The organism is Streptomyces sp. DvalAA-14, assembly GCF_900091855.1.
Classification (GTDB): domain Bacteria; phylum Actinomycetota; class Actinomycetes; order Streptomycetales; family Streptomycetaceae; genus Actinacidiphila.
Genome location: NZ_FMCH01000126.1, coordinates 1 through 16,714, shown reverse-complemented (window position 1 = coordinate 16,714; position 16,714 = coordinate 1). Strand labels below are relative to the sequence as shown.

The 16,714-nt window shown below is 72.6% G+C and carries 15 protein-coding genes; 10 read left to right on the top strand and 5 right to left on the bottom strand.

Annotated elements, in window-relative coordinates:
• Window positions 1-111: 111 nt before the first annotated feature.
• Entirely contained in the window at window positions 112-1,482 is a 1,371-nt protein-coding gene (locus GA0115240_RS05870; protein ID WP_093735589.1) for a deoxyguanosinetriphosphate triphosphohydrolase, read from the bottom strand.
• Between the two features lie 353 nt (window positions 1,483-1,835).
• Between GA0115240_RS05870 and GA0115240_RS05865 the strand changes: the two genes are divergently transcribed.
• The 4 genes from GA0115240_RS05865 to GA0115240_RS05850 all read left to right on the top strand — a co-directional run bounded on the left by GA0115240_RS05865 (window position 1,836) and on the right by GA0115240_RS05850 (window position 4,829).
• Window positions 1,836-2,555: a SanA/YdcF family protein gene (locus GA0115240_RS05865; RefSeq protein WP_237554633.1), complete on the top strand. Its 720-nt coding sequence runs from the start codon at window positions 1,836-1,838 to the stop codon at window positions 2,553-2,555.
• Window positions 2,556-2,723: 168 nt separating this feature from the next.
• Entirely contained in the window at window positions 2,724-3,371 is a 648-nt protein-coding gene (locus GA0115240_RS05860) for a GntR family transcriptional regulator (protein WP_093735588.1), read from the top strand.
• Between the two features lie 5 nt (window positions 3,372-3,376).
• The gene (locus GA0115240_RS05855; RefSeq protein ID WP_093735587.1) at window positions 3,377-3,859 is read left to right on the top strand and encodes an OsmC family protein; all 483 of its coding nucleotides are present in this window, start codon (window positions 3,377-3,379) and stop codon (window positions 3,857-3,859) included.
• 244 nt (window positions 3,860-4,103) lie between these two features.
• Window positions 4,104-4,829: a DUF4230 domain-containing protein gene (locus tag GA0115240_RS05850; protein WP_093735586.1), complete on the top strand. Its 726-nt coding sequence runs from the start codon at window positions 4,104-4,106 to the stop codon at window positions 4,827-4,829.
• Window positions 4,830-4,928: 99 nt separating this feature from the next.
• Here the strand turns inward: GA0115240_RS05850 and GA0115240_RS05845 are convergent, their stop codons facing one another.
• Window positions 4,929-5,138, bottom strand: coding sequence for a hypothetical protein (locus tag GA0115240_RS05845; RefSeq protein WP_093735585.1), 210 nt, complete (start codon window positions 5,136-5,138; stop codon window positions 4,929-4,931).
• Between the two features lie 139 nt (window positions 5,139-5,277).
• Here GA0115240_RS05845 and GA0115240_RS05840 point away from each other — a divergent pair, with 139 nt between their 5' ends.
• A complete protein-coding gene (locus GA0115240_RS05840; protein ID WP_141708739.1) occupies window positions 5,278-5,547 on the top strand; it encodes a hypothetical protein in 270 nt (89 codons plus the stop codon).
• A 190-nt stretch (window positions 5,548-5,737) separates the two neighbouring features.
• Here GA0115240_RS05840 and ppdK read toward each other — a convergent pair whose 3' ends face one another.
• Window positions 5,738-8,446 (bottom strand): pyruvate, phosphate dikinase, encoded by a 2,709-nt coding sequence (ppdK, locus tag GA0115240_RS05835; RefSeq protein ID WP_093735583.1) that lies wholly within the window; start codon window positions 8,444-8,446, stop codon window positions 5,738-5,740.
• A gap of 481 nt (window positions 8,447-8,927) precedes the next feature.
• Window positions 8,928-10,094: a tRNA dihydrouridine synthase DusB gene (gene dusB / locus GA0115240_RS05830; protein WP_176724988.1), complete on the bottom strand. Its 1,167-nt coding sequence runs from the start codon at window positions 10,092-10,094 to the stop codon at window positions 8,928-8,930.
• A 102-nt stretch (window positions 10,095-10,196) separates the two neighbouring features.
• On the opposite strand from dusB, the gene GA0115240_RS05825 reads away from it, so the two are divergent.
• Both GA0115240_RS05825 and GA0115240_RS05820 read left to right on the top strand, forming a co-directional pair.
• On the top strand, window positions 10,197-11,618 hold the full coding sequence (locus GA0115240_RS05825; protein WP_093735581.1) for an MFS transporter: 1,422 nt from the start codon (window positions 10,197-10,199) through the stop codon (window positions 11,616-11,618).
• Window positions 11,615-12,079, top strand: coding sequence for a MarR family winged helix-turn-helix transcriptional regulator (locus tag GA0115240_RS05820; RefSeq protein WP_093735580.1), 465 nt, complete (start codon window positions 11,615-11,617; stop codon window positions 12,077-12,079). Before GA0115240_RS05825 ends, GA0115240_RS05820 begins: the two co-directional genes overlap by 4 nt.
• 75 nt (window positions 12,080-12,154) lie before the next feature.
• Here the strand turns inward: GA0115240_RS05820 and GA0115240_RS05815 are convergent, their stop codons facing one another.
• Complete coding sequence (locus GA0115240_RS05815) at window positions 12,155-13,030, bottom strand: helix-turn-helix transcriptional regulator (protein ID WP_093735579.1); 876 nt, start codon at window positions 13,028-13,030, stop codon at window positions 12,155-12,157.
• A 112-nt stretch (window positions 13,031-13,142) separates the two neighbouring features.
• On the opposite strand from GA0115240_RS05815, the gene GA0115240_RS05810 reads away from it, so the two are divergent.
• The 3 genes from GA0115240_RS05810 to GA0115240_RS05800 all read left to right on the top strand — a co-directional run bounded on the left by GA0115240_RS05810 (window position 13,143) and on the right by GA0115240_RS05800 (window position 16,559).
• Window positions 13,143-14,684, top strand: a complete 1,542-nt coding sequence (locus tag GA0115240_RS05810; protein ID WP_093735578.1) for an MFS transporter — start codon at window positions 13,143-13,145, stop codon at window positions 14,682-14,684.
• A 141-nt stretch (window positions 14,685-14,825) separates the two neighbouring features.
• Window positions 14,826-15,827 carry an aldo/keto reductase gene (locus GA0115240_RS05805; RefSeq protein WP_093735577.1) on the top strand — a complete coding sequence of 334 codons (1,002 nt, stop codon included), beginning with the start codon at window positions 14,826-14,828 and terminating at the stop codon, window positions 15,825-15,827.
• Between the two features lie 78 nt (window positions 15,828-15,905).
• Complete coding sequence (locus GA0115240_RS05800) at window positions 15,906-16,559, top strand: TetR/AcrR family transcriptional regulator (protein ID WP_093735576.1); 654 nt, start codon at window positions 15,906-15,908, stop codon at window positions 16,557-16,559.
• Window positions 16,560-16,714: the final 155 nt, after the last annotated feature.

The window sequence follows — 16,714 nt, the reverse complement described above, 5'->3', positions numbered from 1 at the left end:
CCGGCACACGGGCCACGACCGGGACCGCCCACGGCGCGACGCCGCCCGCACACGGCCACGGCGGGGACCGCCCACGGCGCGACGCCGCACCGCACGCCCCGCCCGGACGGGCTACCGCGCGACGCCGTCCCCGCGGCCACCGCCGGTGACCCTGGCGTGCAGCGCGGTCGCCGCCGCGTCCGTGAGGGAGGCGATCTGGTCGACGACCGCCCGACGGCGCCCGCGGTCGTCCCCCGCCGCTTCGAAAACGGCGCGGAACTGCGGGTCGAGCCCCTCGGGCCCGCCGGCCAGGAGGGCCTGGGCCAGTTCGGCGAGAACAACCCGCTGCTCGGCCCGCCGCCGCGCCTGAGCGGCCCGCTGCATCACGTACCGGTCGGCGACAGCCTTCAGCACCGCGCATTCGAGCCGCTGCTCGCGCGGCACGACCAGCTCCGCGCCGTACCGGGTGAGCCGGGCCGTGCCGTAGCGCTCGCGGGTGGCGCCCTCGGCCGCCAGGCAGAAGCGGCCGATGAGCTGCGAGGCCGCGTCCTTGAGCCGCGCCTGGTCGAGCGCGCTGCCGTCGTAGCGCCGGGGCCACCACGGCTGGGCCAGCAGCCGGTCGAGCGCTTCGGCCAGCTCCGCCGGGTCCGTACCGGGCGGGGCGTAGCGCGCGGCGGCGCAGCCGAAGACCTCGGCGCGCTCCGGCGCGGACAGCAGCGCCCGCGCCTCGATGTGGCCGGCCTGCAGGCCGTCCTCCACGTCGTGCGCCGAGTACGCGACGTCGTCCGCCCAGTCCATCACCTGCGCCTCGAAGCAGCGCCGCCCCTCGGGGGCGCCCTGCCGCAGCCAGTCGAAGACCGGCAGGTCGTCCTCGTACACCCCGAACTTGGGGCTGCCGGGCGTGGTCGGATGGCCGCCGAGCGGCCAGGGGTATTTGGTGGCGGCGTCCAGCGCGGCCCGGGTCAGATTCAGCCCGACGCTGACCAGGCCGGCCTCCCCCGCTCCCCCGTCCGGCGCGGCCACGAACTTCTTGGGCTCGATCCGGGTGAGCAGCCGCAGGCTCTGCGCGTTGCCCTCGAACCCCCCGCAGTCGGCGGCGAATTCGGCCAGCACCAACTCCCCGTTGTGGCCGAACGGCGGATGCCCGAGGTCGTGCGCCAGGCACGCGGTCTCCACCAGGTCGGGATCGCAGCCGAGCGCCGCGCCCAACTCCCGGCCGACCTGCGCGCACTCCAGCGAATGCGTCAGCCGGGTGCGGGGGCTGGTGTCGGTCGCCGCCGCGCCGCTCACCCCCGGGTCCACGACCTGCGTCTTCCCGGCCAGCCTGCGCAGCGCCGCCGAGTGCAGCACCCGGGCCCGGTCGCGCTGGAACGCGGTACGTCCGGGCCGTTTGTCCGGCTCGGGCACGTAACGCTCCAGGTCCGCCTCGCCGTACGGCCCGTAGCGCTCGTACGGGCCCAGGTGGGCGGCGGGCGCGCCGGCGGGCGGGTAGTTCGCTTCCATGGCACGACGGTAACCGGCCGTACCGGCTCCGGCGGCCGGCACGTCGTCGAGGCGGCCGAAGGCTGTGGGAAAACCGCAGCTGAGAGCGGTCGCCGGGCTGCGGGCCGGGCGTTGTCAGTGGTGCCTTCTAGTGTGATCCACATCGCAGGCGGGGTGCCGGGGGCGGCCCGTCCTGCTGCACGGGGGCCGGGGGGTGCGCGCCGCGGAGGGGGCGGCGCGCGCCCGCACGGCGGCGGACGACAACATGCGGGGCTCCACCGACGCCGGCCCCGCACCGGCGGAACCACCTGCCGTCTTTCCACGTCGATCAAGGCAGACCACCTTCAAGGAGTTCGGGAGTCAGGGGGGAACGCATGCGCATGCCCGACCGGGCCGTCCGGATGCGCCGCCGGGTCAGGTGGGCCCGGCTGCCGCGGACTCGGCGTGGCTGGCGCCGGCTGCTCCAAGTGGCCGTGGCCGTCTGTGTGCTCGCCCTGCTGCCCGCGACCTGGCTGAGGCTCAGCGTGTCCGACCGGGTGCGCTCGGAGGCGGACGTACCGGACGAGCCGGTGGCGGTGGTGTTCGGAGCCGGGCTGTGGAACGGGCAGCCGTCGCCGTATCTGGCCCACCGGCTGGACGCGGCAGCGCGGCTCTACGCGGCCGGGAAGATACGGGTCGTGCTGGTGACGGGCGACAACAGCCGGGCGTCCTACGACGAGCCCGGCGCGATGCGGACGTATCTGGCCGGGCACGGGGTGCCCCAGGACAAGGTGGTGCTGGACTACGCCGGCTTCGACACCTGGGACTCCTGCGACCGCGCCAAGCGGGTCTTCGGGGTGGACCGGGCGGTGCTGGTCAGCCAGGGCTTCCACATCCGCCGGGCGCTGGCGCTGTGCACCGCGGCCGGCATCGACGCGTACGGCGTCGGCGTGGACGAGCCGCACGACGCGACGTGGCTGGCGGGCGGGGCGCGGGAGTTGGTGGCCGCCGACAAGGCCGCGCTGGACGCGCTGGTGAAGCCCGACCCCCATTTCCTCGGCCCGCACGAGAACGGGGTGGCCCGCGCCCTCGCGGCCCCGCCCGCGGTCCGCTGAGGCCCACTCCGGCCTGAGGCCCGCCCAGGCCCGGCAAAGGCTCGCCCCACCCCACCCAAGCCCGGCTGAAGCCCGCTCACGTCCGCTCGCGGTCGCCTCCCTTCGCCAGCCGGCCCACCCCTTCGCATCCCTTGCATGCAATGCATACGACCCTGTTAGGCTGCCCGGGTGCAGCAGACCGAATCCGCCCGCGCACGTCTGCGGGACCTGATACTCGACGGCGCCTACGCCCCCGGCCAGCGGCTCACCGAGACCGAGGTGGCCGCCTCGCTGACCATGAGCCGCACCCCGGTGCGGGAGGCCTTCCGGGCGCTGGCCGCCGACGGCCTGGTGCGTTCGGCCGGGCGCGGGGTGCAGGTGGTGGCCCTGGACGGGGCGGCGCTGCGGCACGCCTACGAGGTCCGGGGCGCGCTGGAGGCACTCACCGCGGAGCTCGCCGCCCGGCGCCAGGCCGAAGGCCGGATCGCGCCCGCCGAGCTCGCCGCGCTGGCCGACGACGCCGACCGCACCGAAACGGCCACCCTCGCCGGCCGGTTCGCCGACGCGGTCCGCCACAACCGGCGGTTCCACCGGCGGATCGCCGAACTGGCTGCCAATCCCGTGGCGTTGGCGAGTCTCGACCGGTTGTGGGACCAGATCGTGGTGTCCACCCGCGCCTCGCTGGATCCGCCGCACCGGCCCGCCCACGTCAGCGCCCAGCACCGGGAGTTGCTGGCCGCGATCACCGAAGGACGGCCGACGGACGCCGCGTCGACGGCCCGGCGGCATGTGGACGACACCCGCGGCGACCTCCCCCCTGCTCCGGAAAGGATCTGACCCCCATGGCGTCGGCCCGAAAGCACCAGTACGAGACCGAGGTCGTCTGGACCGGCAACCTCGGTACAGGCACCACCTCCTACCGCTCCTACAGCCGCGGCCACCGGGTGTCCGCCGTCGGGTTGCCGACGATCCTCGGCTCCGCCGACCGGACCTTCCACGGCGACGCCGAGCGGTGGAATCCCGAACAGCTGCTGCTGGCCGCGCTGTCGCAGTGCCATCTGCTGTCGTATCTGCATGTGTGCGCGCTGGCCGGGGTCGTGGTGACCGGCTACACCGACCGGGCGGCCGGCACCATGCAGGAGACCGGCGACGGCGGCGGCCGCTTCACGGGGGTCGTGCTCCGGCCGAGCGTGGAGGTGGCGTCGCCCGAGATGACCGAAAAGGCGCTTTCGCTGCACCAGGACGCGCATCGGATCTGCTTCATCGCCAACTCGGTCAACTTCCCCGTCCGGCACGAGCCGTCGGTGGATGTCGCCGGCGGCTGAGGACCGACTGGAGACCGACCGGAGACCGGCCGGAGAGCGGCCGACGACCGGCCGACGACCGGCCGGTACCGGCTCCGGAACGACGCCGCGCCGACGGTTCGGCGGCTACTCGGCCACGGGCGGGTCACATCTGTCACCCGCAGGTCACGGGCACCCTACTGATCTGCTACATCATGTCTCCTGGGGCGGGTTGTGGCCATGACATCGCCCCTGGTGGGTAGTTGAGCTGGCAAGGAGGTGTGTCATGGAGACGCAGCAGATCGCGGTGACCCGTACACCGTGGTGGGCGAAGATCGTCATCGGAGTGGTGGTCGTAGGAGTGCTGTTCTTTCTGCTCGGCAGGGCCAATCTGCTGCCGGGCATCCCCAATCCGTTCGCCGAGAAGACCACGGACCGCAGTGGGCCGGTGCTGCTGAAGTCCATCCAGGACATGAACCGTTTCGAAGGCGCCAGCGGCAACTTCGAGGTGGTGGTGGACGTGGACAAGGACGCCAAGTTCCTGCCGGACATCGTGCGCGGCAAGCGCACCCTGTACGTCGGAGCCGGCAGCGTGGACGCCTATGTGGATCTCGGCTCGATCGGCGACAACGCGGTGACGGTCTCGGACGACCGCAAGACCGCCGCGATACGGCTGCCGCACGCGGCCCTGGAGCGGACTTCGCTCGACCCCAAGCATTCCTACGTCGTCTCGCAGCAGCGCGGGCTCTTCGACCGGATCGGTGACTTCTTCGGCAGCAACCCGGGCAACATGCAGCAGATGAACGAGCTGGCGGCACAGAAGATCCAGGACGCGGCCAAGCAGACCGAGCTGACGACACGGGCGGAGACCAACACCCGTTCCATGCTCCAGCAGATGCTCAGCTCGCTGGGCTTCACCAAGGTCACGGTCACCTTCGGCCCGCCGCCGAAGACCGCGACCCCGTCGGCCTCGCCCTCGGCCTCGGCCTCGCCCTCGACCACCGCGTCGTGACGACCAACCGCGATCACCCCTCCACGGCACAGCGCCCCTGGTGATCGGCAGCCCCGGCCCACTCGGCCGGGGCTGCCGGCGTTTCCGGCCCCGCCGGGTTCAGCCGGTGGTGCCCGCGTCGAGGTCCGTGAGCCGCTCCCGGGCGGTCAGCAGCAGCCGTTCGATCTGCCGGGACGTCTCGTCGCGCTCCCCGGGCTCGGGCACGTGCCGGTCGACGAGGCGCAGAGCCAGGTTCGCCAGGTCGGCCACCGCCTCCTGTGCGGCCTGCAACCGGGGGTTCTCAGGGCGGTCCTGCGGTTCAGCGGTCATGGCCCGACCATCCCCGACCGGCGGCGACCCCACACCGGCGTCGCCGTCGACCACCCCAACGGACGCGCCCGGTCGGCGAAGGCCACCGGTTCACGGGGCGCTCCGCGAGGGTGCGGTCGGGCCCGCTACGGTGGCGGCCATGGGGGAAAAAGTGACGGCGGAGGGGTCGGTGCTCGGCGCACTCAAGTGGGCGTTGGTCACCGGGGTGGTGCTGGTCGCGGGCGCGCTGGTACCGATGCTGTGGGGGCACGCCACCTGGCCGGAGTCGCGGCACGCGCTGTGGGTCACCGTGCCGGTGCCGGTCGCCATGGTGATCGTCGTGAAGCTGGTGCTGCCCTGGCACGAGCGGAGGGTGGCGCGGCGGGCCGCGCAGAAGCTCGCACGCGCCGCCGGAGCGAACGCCGAGTAATCCGCTGCCGGTGGCAGCGCAGGCCGGAGCAGGGATACACCTGCGCCCCAGGTCAAGAAGCCGGGGGCGGCGCCTCCGCACGAAGCGCCGCCCCCGGCGGGGTGGGTCGGGCCGGTTGGCCGGGCGGTGAGGGTTGGGCCCCAGGGCAAGGGCCTCCGCCGGCCGGGCCGGGCCCGGCCCGGTCAGGGGGTCATCGGGGGGCCGCCGCCCGGCCCGCTTCCAGGCGGGCGACCGGGATGCGGAAGGGCGAGCAGGAGACGTAGTCCAGGCCGGCCTCGTGGAAGAAGTGCACGGACTCGGGATCGCCGCCGTGCTCGCCGCAGACGCCGACCTTGAGCCCCGGCCGGGTGGCCCGGCCGGCCTCGGTGGCGGAGCGGACCAGCGCGCCCACCCCGTCGCGGTCGATGGTCTCGAACGGGGAGACGCCGAAGATGCCCTTTTCCAGGTAGGCGGTGAAGAAGGACGCCTCCACGTCGTCGCGGGAGAAGCCCCACACCGTCTGGGTCAGGTCATTGGTGCCGAAGGAGAAGAACTCGGCGCACTCGGCGATCTGGCCGGCCGTCAGGGCCGCCCTGGGCAGCTCGATCATGGTGCCGATCGACAGCTTCAGGGACGTGCCGGTGGCCGCCTCGACCTCGGCGATGACCCGGTCCGCCTCCTCGCGGACGATCTCCAGTTCCTGCACGGTGCCGACCAGCGGGATCATGATCTCGGGCCGCGGGTCGCCCTTGATCGAGCGGCGGTGGGCGGCGGCCTCGGCGATCGCCCGTACCTGCATGGCGAACAACCCGGGGATGACCAGTCCGAGCCGTACCCCGCGCAGCCCCAGCATCGGGTTGGACTCGTGCAGCTTGTGCACCGCCTGCAGCAGGCGCAGATCGTTCTCGTTGGCGTCCTTGCGGGCCTCGGCCAGCGCGACCCGTACCGACAACTCGGTGATGTCCGGCAGGAATTCGTGCAGGGGCGGATCCAGCAGCCGCACGGTGACGGGCAGTCCGTCCATCGCTTCGAACAGTTCGATGAAGTCGGCCTTCTGCAGGGGCAGCAGGGCGCCGAGCGCCTCGTCCCGTTCGGCGTCGGTGTCCGCGAGGATCAGCCGCTCGACCATCTCCCGGCGCTCGCCGAGGAACATGTGCTCGGTCCGGCACAGCCCGATGCCCTGCGCCCCGAACCGCCGGGCCCGGGAGGCGTCTTCGGCGTTGTCGGCGTTGGCCCGCACCCGCAGCCGGCGCACCCGGTCGGCGTAGGCCATGATCCGGTGCACCGCCCGGACGAGTTCGTCGGCCTCCTCGGCGCCGGCGTGCATCCGGCCCTCGAAGTACTCGACCACGGGGGACGGTACGACCGGCACCTCGCCGACGTACACCTTGCCGGTGGAGCCGTCGATCGAGATCAGGTCGCCCTCCTCTATCACCACGCCCCCGGGTGCGGTGAGACAGCGCCGCTTGGTGTCGACCTCCAGTTCCTCGGCGCCGCAGACGCAGGTCTTGCCCATGCCGCGGGCGACGACGGCCGCGTGCGAGGTCTTGCCGCCGCGGGAGGTCAGGATGCCCTGGGCGGCGATCATGCCGTCGAGGTCGTCGGGGTTGGTCTCGCGGCGGATCAGGATGACCTGCTCACCCGAGCGGGACCACTTGACCGCGGTGTAGGAGTCGAAGACCGCCTTGCCGACGGCCGCGCCGGGTGAGGCGGCGATGCCCCAGCCGATCCGCCGGACCCGCGAGCTGTCGGCGACCGCGGTGTCGAACTGCGGGAACATCAGCTGGGCGAGCTGCGCCCCGCTGACCCGCCGCAGCGCTTCGGCCTCGTCGATCAGCCCCTGGTCGACGAGTTGGGTGGCGATCCGAAAGGCCGCCGCGGCGGTCCGCTTGCCGACCCGGGTCTGGAGCATCCACAAGTGCCCGCGCTCGATGGTGAACTCGATGTCGCACAGGTCCTTGTAGTGCGTCTCCAGCGTCTCCATGATCGCCATCAGCCGGTCGTAGGAGACCTTGTCGATGGTCTCGAGTTCGGCCAGCGGCACGGTGTTGCGGATGCCGGCCACCACGTCCTCGCCCTGCGCGTTCTGCAAGTAGTCGCCGTAGACGCCCTGGTGGCCGCTGGCCGGGTCGCGGGTGAAGGCGACCCCGGTGCCGGAGTCCGGGCCGAGGTTGCCGAACACCATGGACACGACGCTCACCGCGGTGCCGAGGTCGCCGGGGATACGTTCCTGCCGGCGGTAGAGCTTGGCGCGCTCGGTGTTCCAGGAGTCGAAGACGGCGCGGACGGCCAGGTCCATCTGCTCGCGCGGCTCCTGCGGGAACTCGCGCCCGGCCTCCCGGGAAATGATCGCCTTGAAGTTTTCGACCAGTTTCCGCAGGTCGGCGGCGTCCAGTCCCAGGTCGCTGTCGGCGCCCTTGGCCTGCTTGGCGTCGTCCAGCGCCTGCTCGAACAGCTCGCCGTCCACGCCCAGCACGGTCTTGCCGAACATCTGCAGCAGGCGGCGGTAGGAGTCCCAGGCGAAGCGCTCGTCGCCGAGTTGGGCGGCGAGGCCGGCCACCGAGGCGTCGGACAGGCCGACATTGAGCACCGTCTCCATCATGCCGGGCATGGAGAACTTGGCGCCCGAACGCACCGAGACCAGCAGCGGGTTGTCGGGCTGGCCGAGGGTGCGGCCCATCCGCTCCTCCAGCGCGTCGAGGTGCGCACTCACCTCGTCGCGCAGGGCGGCCGGCTCGGTGCCGGACTCCAGATAGATCCGGCAGGCCTCGGTGGTGATGGTGAAGCCCGGCGGGACGGGCAGCCCGAGATTGGTCATCTCGGCGAGGTTCGCACCTTTCCCGCCGAGCAGATCCTTGAGGTCTTTGTTGCCCTCAGTGAAGTCGTAGACGAACTTCGGTTGTTTCTCTGGTGCCGACACGTGGTCCTCGACTCCTCGCGATCGTCACGGCCGGGTTGCGGCCGGCATGCCCTGACGGCGGGGAGCGTACCCATCTCCAAGGCGCTGAAGTGCGTCCATCACTACGACACACGGGTGAAACCCCCCGTCTGCCGTCGGATCCCATGCCGACGGTCGGTCGCCGTCGGTTCGCCGCCCGTTCACGAGTCGAAGGGACGAACCCGGAGAGCGAGGCGCGGGGCGGATTTCGCGTACTCAGGGTGATCGCTGGGGTGGTGAGGTGGAGACAACGGCCGTGGCACTGAGTGCCGTGCATTCGAGAGGTAGGGCGCTCTTCTGGGCGCTCAATTGAGCGTATGGGTCATCAAGCGTGGCGCGAATCACCTGCCGGGCGCGCACCCTGACTCCGACGAAAGACGTAGCCGGCCTACGTCGCCCCGGCCGGCTCAGCCGCCGGTGGTGCGTCCGCCGCGACCGCCGGCGGCCGCCTGGGGTGTCCGGCTCAGCCGCCGGAGGTGTCCGCCTCCGCGTCCTCGCTGAGGGCCGCGCACGTGTAGGGGTCGTCGAGCCAGCCGTCCGGCAGGACGACCCGCTTGCCCGCGGCGGTCCGGCCGCGCGGGCCGTCGGCGTGCGCCGGCCAGGGCTGGTCGTGGTCCAACGCGCCGAGGCTGTCGTCCAGTTCGGCCAGCGAGGAGGCCGTGGCCAGGGCGCGGCGCAGCTCGGAGCCGACCGCGAAGCCCTTGGTGTACCAGGGCACGTGCTTGCGGAAGTCGATCACCCCGCGTGCCTCGTCGCCGATCCACCGGCCGAGCAGTTCGGCGTGCCGCCGCATCACGACCGCCACCTGCCCGAAGTCCGGGGCCGCCGGGGTCCGGTCGCCGCCGGGCTCGAAGGCGGCCACCAGGTCGCCGAACAGCCAGGGCCGGCCCAGGCAGCCGCGCCCGACCACCACCCCGTCGCAGCCGGTCTCCCGCATCATCCGCACCGCGTCGTCGGCGCACCAGATGTCGCCGTTGCCGAGGACCGGGATCTCCGGGACGTGCTCCTTCAGCCGGGCGATCGCGTCCCAGTCGGCGGTGCCGCCGTAGTGCTGGGCGGCGGTGCGGCCGTGCAGGGCGACCGCGGTGACGCCTTCGTCGACCGCGATCCGGCCCGCGTCGAGATAGGTCAGATGGTCGTCGTCGATGCCCTTGCGCATCTTGATGGTGACCGGCAGCTCGCCCGCGTTCCCGACCGCCTCGCGCAGGATCGCCCGCAGCAGGTTGCGCTTGAAGGGCAGCGCCGAGCCGCCGCCCTTGCGGGTGACTTTCGGCACCGGGCAGCCGAAGTTGAGGTCGATGTGGTCGGCCAGATCCTCGTCCACGATCATCCGGACCGCCTTGCCGACGGTCACCGGATCGACGCCGTAGAGCTGGATGGAGCGCGGGGTCTCGGTGGCGTCGAAGTGGATGAGGTGCATCGTCTTCTCGTTGCGCTCGACCAGTGCGCGGGTGGTGATCATCTCGCTGACGAACAGACCTTTGCCGCCGCTGAACTCCCGGCACAGGGTGCGGAAGGGCGCGTTGGTGATGCCGGCCATCGGGGCGAGCACAACCGGCGGAGACACGGTGTGCGGGCCGATCGCAAGGGTGCCCGGCATGGGCGGGGCCAAGGTGGCGTCAGCGGTCATGCCGACCATTGTCCCGCAGTCCCTCGCGGACCGGACGCCGGCCGGGCAGGTAGTTGTACGCTACCAATGATTCCATGCATACAATCATTGGAGCCACCATCCATGCCTGAGCTGACGTATCGACGTCGCATGCTCATCCTGGCGATCTGCTGCATGAGCCTGCTCATCGTCAGCCTGGACAACACGATCTTGAACGTGGCGCTCCCGTCCATGCAGAAGGACTTCCACGCGAGCGTCTCCGGCCTGCAGTGGACGATCGACGCGTATCTGCTGGTCCTCGCCTCGCTGCTGCTGCTCTCCGGCTCCACCGCGGACCGGGTGGGGCGTCGGCGGATCTTCCAGATCGGGCTGGCGCTGTTCACCGCCGGTTCCATGCTGTGCAGCCTGGCGCCCAGCCTCGGCTGGCTGATCGTCTTCCGGATGGTGCAAGCGGTCGGCGGTTCGATGCTCAACCCGGTGGCGATGTCGATCATCACCAACACCTTCTCCGAACCGCGGGAACGCGCCCGGGCCATCGGTGTGTGGGGCGGGGTGGTGGGCATCAGCATGGCGGCCGGGCCGATCGTCGGCGGGGCGCTGGTGCAGTCGGCCGGCTGGCGGTCGATCTTCTGGATCAACGTGCCGGTGGGGGTGGCCGCGCTGGTGCTCACCGCCCGCTTCGTCCCCGAGTCGCGGGCCCAGCGGGCCCGCCGGGTGGATCCGGTGGGACAGCTGCTGGTGATCGCCCTGCTCGGCACGCTCACCTACGGGATCATCGAGGGGACGAGCGCCGGCTGGGGCTCCCCGCTGATCGTCGGCTGCTTCCTGGTCGCCGCGCTGTCGGTGGCCGGCCTGGCCGCGTACGAGAAGCGGCGGGTCGACCCGCTGATCGACACCCGGTTCTTCCGCAGCGTGCCCTTCAGCGGGGCCACCGTGATAGCGGTCAGCGCCTTCGCGGCGCTCGGCGGCTTCCTGTTCCTCAACACCCTCTACCTGCAGGAGCAGCGGGGCATGTCGGCGCTGGACGCCGGCCTCCACATGCTGCCGATGGCGGTGATGACGCTGATCTTCGCGCCGCTGTCCGGACGGCTGGTCGGCACCCGCGGGCCGCGCATCCCGCTGCTGCTGGCGGGCACCGCGATGACGATCAGCGGCGTCCTGTTCGCCGGCTTCCACGCCCAGTCCTCCGACACCCGGCTCTACATCGCCTACGTCGTGTTCGGCATCGGCTTCGGCTTCGTCAACGCGCCCATCACCAATACGGCGGTGTCCGGCATGCCGCGCGCCCAGGCGGGCGTGGCCGCGGCCGTGGCCTCCACCAGCCGCCAGATCGGCCAGTCCCTCGGCGTCGCGGTCCTCGGCGCCGCGCTGGCCGCCGGCCTGCACGCCGGCACCTGGTGGATCATCACGGGCTGCGGCGCGTCCGTGCTGGTCTTCGGTGTCCTCACCACCGGCCGCTGGGCCCGCGGCACCGCGGATCGCACGGCCGGCCTGCTGACCCCCGAGGTCGAGGACGCCTCCCGGATCACGGTGGGCGCGTCATGATCGCGGCCACGGAACCGGGCGGGGGCTCGTCCGGCGGCAGGACGCCCGATACGGCGGCCGCCGAGCGGGTCTGGCAGAACCTGCGGGCGCTGGTGCTGGAACGCAACGAGCGGCGCAAGGAGACCGCCGAGGCGCTCGGCATGAGCTTCTTCCGGGTCAAGGTGCTGCGCCGGGTCGCGAAAGCGCCCGCCCGGCTGAGCGAACTGGCCGCCGAACTCGGGTCCGACCGCCCCTACCTGAGCCTGGTCGTGGACGACCTGCAAAAGCGCGGCCTGGTCGAGCGCCACCAGCACGCCACCGACCGGCGCTGCAAGATCGTCTCGGCCACCCCGGAGGGCCTGGCGGCCGCGGCGCGGGCCGAGGCCGTTCTCGGCACCCCGCCGCCGGCCCTGCTGAACCTGCCGGGCGCCGACCTGGCCGCCCTGGACCGCATCATGGCGGCGCTGGCGGCGGAGGGCTGATCCCGCCCGGGCCGAACGGCCCCGGGCGGCGGCAGCGGACGCGGGCGGATGTCGGCCGACGCCGGGCAGGAAGCCTCAGACCGCGACGGGCGCCTGCTCGGCCAGGATCCGGGCGTACAGCTCGTCCAGCCGCTCGCGGGTGACCGCATCGGACGGCGTGTAGGTGCTCATGCGCGGACCGGACTGCGGACCGAGCCACAGGTGGGTGAAGTCGAAGGCGAGCGGCCCGACTTCGGGGTTGAGGAAGCGCTTGACGTGCGCCTCGGGCTGGAGGACCTCGTGCCGCTCCCAGACCTCGCAGAATTCCGGCGACGCCTGCTGGAGACGCTTGAGCAGGGCCTTCCAGGGTGCTTCGCCGATGTGCTGGGCCATCGAGACACGGAACTTCGCGGCCATCAGCCGGACGTTCAGCTCGCGGTCCAGCATCCGCTCCTTCCACCGCGGGTCGGTGAAGCACAGCCACATCACGTTCCGGTCCTCGACCGGCAGCGCGTCCAGGTCCGCGATCAGCCGCCCGTAGGTGCGGTTGTACGCGACGATGTCGTACCGGCTGTTGAAGACCGCGGCGGGCAGCGGCTCCAGCGCGTCGATCAGGAGCCGCACCGTCGGGGACATGCCGGGGCAGTCCATCAGCGGGTGCGGGTCGGGCGCGCCGGTGAGGGTGAACAGGTGCCGGCGCTCGTCGCGGTCCAGCATCAGGGCGCGGGCGATGGCGTCCGCCACCTGGCCCGAGACCTGGATCTCCCGGGCCTGCTCCAGCCACGTGTACCAGGTGACGCCGACCGCGGCGAGCTGCGCGACCTCCTCGCGGCGCAGCCCCGGGGTGCGCCGGCGGCGGCCGGGCGGCAGCCCGACCTGCTCCGGCGAGATGTGTTCGCGCCGGTTGCGCAGGAAGGACGCCAGCTCCTGCCGGCGGCTCTCGGACACGACGGTGCGGACGGCTTCGGTCATGCTCCCAGGGTGCCTTATCCGGCAACCGGTTGCCAGGTGGTCGGGATACCTGGATAAACGCTCTCTGGTACCCCCTTGAGATGAGGTTCATGGTGGACCCGTGACCGACCGAATGGAACACACCCTGCCGTCCAGGGCCGAGGTGCTGCCGCGCGTGACCCGCATCGGCGCATCCGGCACGACCGAAACGTCCCCGCCACCCTCCGCCGCGTCCCCCGCCGCGGCCGCTTCCCCGTCCTCCCGGTCCTCCGCCCCGTCCTCCCGCTCCTCCGGTCCGACTCTCAGTCCGCTCGGCCTGCTCACCGTGCTGCTCGGCGCGGCCCTGCCGATGGTCGACTTCTTCATCGTCAACGTGGCGCTGCCCACGATCGACCGCGACCTGAACGCCGGTCCGGCGGTGCTGGAGATGGTCGTCGCGGGCTACGGCGTCGCCTACGCCGTCCTGCTGGTGCTCGGCGGGCGCCTCGGTGACATGTTCGGCCGCCGCAATCTCTTCCTGTGGGGGCTGGCCGCCTTCGCGGTGACCTCGCTGGCCTGCGGCATATCGCCCAACGCCTGGACGCTGGTCGGCGCCCGGGTCGCCCAGGGCGCGGCGTCCGCGCTGCTGCTCCCCCAGGTGCTGGCCACCATCCAGTCCGCCACCTCCGGCGGCAGCCGCAGCAAGGCGCTCAGCTACTACGGCGCCACGGCAGGCGTGTCCAGCGTGGTCGGCCAGGTGCTCGGCGGCGTCCTGGTGTCCGCCGACATCGCCGGCAGCGGCTGGCGGGCCATCTTCCTGGTGAACGTGCCGATCGCGGCGCTCGCCCTGGTGCTGGCGCTGCGCTCGGTGCCGGAGACGCGCTCGCCGCACCCGGCCAGGATCGACCGGTCCGGCACCGTGCTGCTCGCGGTGACCCTGATCGCCCTGCTGCTGCCGCTGACCGAGGGCCGGGCGGCCGGCTGGCCGCTGTGGTCGTGGGTGCTGCTGGGACTGTCGCCGTTCGGCGCGGCGGCCTTCATCGCGGTGGAACGGCACGGCGAGCGCACCGGCGGCACTCCGCTGCTGCCGCCCTCCCTGGTCCGTATCCACAGCGTGCGCAGCGGGCTGCTGCTGATCCTGCCCTTCTGCATCGGCTTCGGCGGCTTCATGTTCGTGGTGGCGGTGGCGCTGCAGGACGGGCTGCACTTCGGCCCGCTGGCGGCCGGCGGCGCGCTGGTCCCGCTGTGCGCCGCGTTCTTCGTGGCCTCGCTGCTCGGCCCGCGGGCGGTGGCCCGCTACGGCCGCAGGACGGTGACCTGGGGCTCGGCCATCCAGGGCGCCGGCGTTCTGGCACTGGCCGCGACCTTCGGGTGGGGCTGGCCGCACCTCGGCATCTGGGCGCTGGCGCCGAGCATGGCGCTGGCCGGCTTCGGGCAGGGCTTCGTGCTGCCGGTGGTGATCCGGATCGTGCTCAGCGAGGTACCGCCGGCGCAGGCCGGAGTGGGCGGCGGCGCGATGGCCACCACCCAGCAGGCCAGCCTGGCCCTGGGCGTGGCGACGCTCGGCACGCTCTTCCTCACCCTGTCCACCTCGGTGGGCATCCGGGACGCGCTGGTCTGGACACTGCTGGCCCAGTTGGCGGCGGTGGCGGCCACCATCGCACTGAGCGTCCGGCTGCCGCGGGCGCTGGTCTGACGGCCGGCCCCGGCAGCCCGGCACCGCCCTCGGTCACCTGACGTTTATGGACTGACAGATATTGATATCTGTCAGTCCATAGGTCAGAGTAGGGAGCACGCCCGGGGCGACCGCCCCGCCGTGATCCAAGGAGAGACCTCCGTGCGCACCCGAACCCTCGGCACCACCGGCCCCACCGTCTCGGCCCTCGGCCTCGGCTGCATGGGCATGTCCGCCCTGTACGAGGGCGCGGACGACACCGAGTCCATCGCCACCATCCACGCCGCCCTCGACGCGGGCGTCAGCCTGCTCGACACCGGCGACTTCTACGCCATGGGCCTGAACGAACTGCTCATCCGCGACGCTCTGCGCGCCCGCCCCGGCAGCCGCGACCAGGCCGCGATCAGCGTCAAGTTCGGCGGCCTGTGGGACGCGGGCGGCGGCTGGGGCGGCTACGACGGCCGGCCGGCCGCGGTGAAGAACTTCCTCGCCTACTCGCTCAACCGCCTCGGCACCGACCACATCGACATCTACCGGATCGCCCGCGTCGACCCGGACGTGCCGATCGAGGAGACGGTCGGCGCGATAGCCGAGGAGGTCCAGGCCGGCCGGGTCCGCCACATCGGCCTGTCCGAGGTCGGCGCGGACACCCTGCGCCGGGCCGCCTCGGTCGCGCCCATCGCGGACCTGCAGATCGAGTACAGCCTGTTCTCCCGCGGCATCGAGGCCGAGATCCTGCCCACCGCACGCGAGTTGGGCATCGGCGTGACCGCGTACGGCGTCCTGTCCCGCGGTCTGCTCAGCGGCCACTGGACCAAGGACCGCCTCTCCGGGGCGAACGACTTCCGTAGCAGCATCCCCCGGTTCGGCGGCGACAACCTGGACCGCAACCTCGCCCTGGTGGAGGCGCTGCGCACAGTCGCCGAGGACAAGGGCGTCACCACCGCTCAGGCCGCGATCGCCTGGGTGCTCTCGCGCGGCGAGGACATCGTCCCGCTGGTCGGCGCCCGCACCCGGGAGCGGCTGGCGGAGTCGCTGGGCGCCCTCGAAGTGACGCTGGAGGCGGCCGACCTGGCCGCGATCAAGGACGCCGTGCCGGCCGACGCGGTGGCGGGCAACCGCTACGACGCCGGAGAGATGGCCCACCTGGACAGCGAGCGCTGAGCCCGGCGCACACTGGGGTGTGGTCCGGGTGCGCTGAACGGGCCCGCTCCGCCCGCCCGACCGAGAGGCCGCACCACCATGTCGCCGGAGACCTTGACCCCCGAACGCATCCTCGAAGCCACCGAGGACGTGCTGCGCCGCTACGGCCCGGCGAAGGCGACCGTGGTGGACGTGGCCCGGGCGCTCGGCGTCAGCCACGGCAGCGTCTACCGGCACTTCCCGACGAAGGTTGCGCTGCGCGAGGCGGTGACGCAGCGCTGGCTCGACCTCTCGCACGCCCCCCTGGAGGCGATCGCGGCCGCCGACGGCCCCGCGCCGCTGCGGCTGGGCCAGTGGCTCGACGGGTTGGTCGCCGCCAAGCGCCGCAAAGCCGGCCTGGATCCCGAACTGTTCGCCACGTACACGGTGCTGGTGGACGAGAGCAGCGGCCTGGTCGACCGGCACATCGAGGAGATGGTCGGGCAGATGGCCCGGATCATCACCGCCGGACTCGCGGCCGGCGAACTCACCCTGCCGGACGGCACCCCCGCCGGCCCCGGCGCCGCCCGGGCCGCCGCCCGCGCGGTGTGGGACGCCACCTCCCGCTTCCACAACCCGGTGTACGCCGCCGAGTGGACCGGCCCCGAGATCGACGCGGCCTACGCGGCGGTCCGCGCGCTGGTGCTGACCGGTCTGACCGGTCCGGCCGTTCGAACCGGTCCGACGGGTCCGACGGGTCCGACAGGCGCGTGAGGGGCGGGCGACCGGGCCGGTGACCCCGCCCCCGGCGGCCGGGGGTTGGCCGGGCGGCGGCGATTCCCGGCCGGTTCGGCCTCCGGGACCTTGCCCGGCCAGACCGTGGGCAGGCTTACGGAAGGGTTTACGGCGTTCTCGGCGTTGTCCATCAG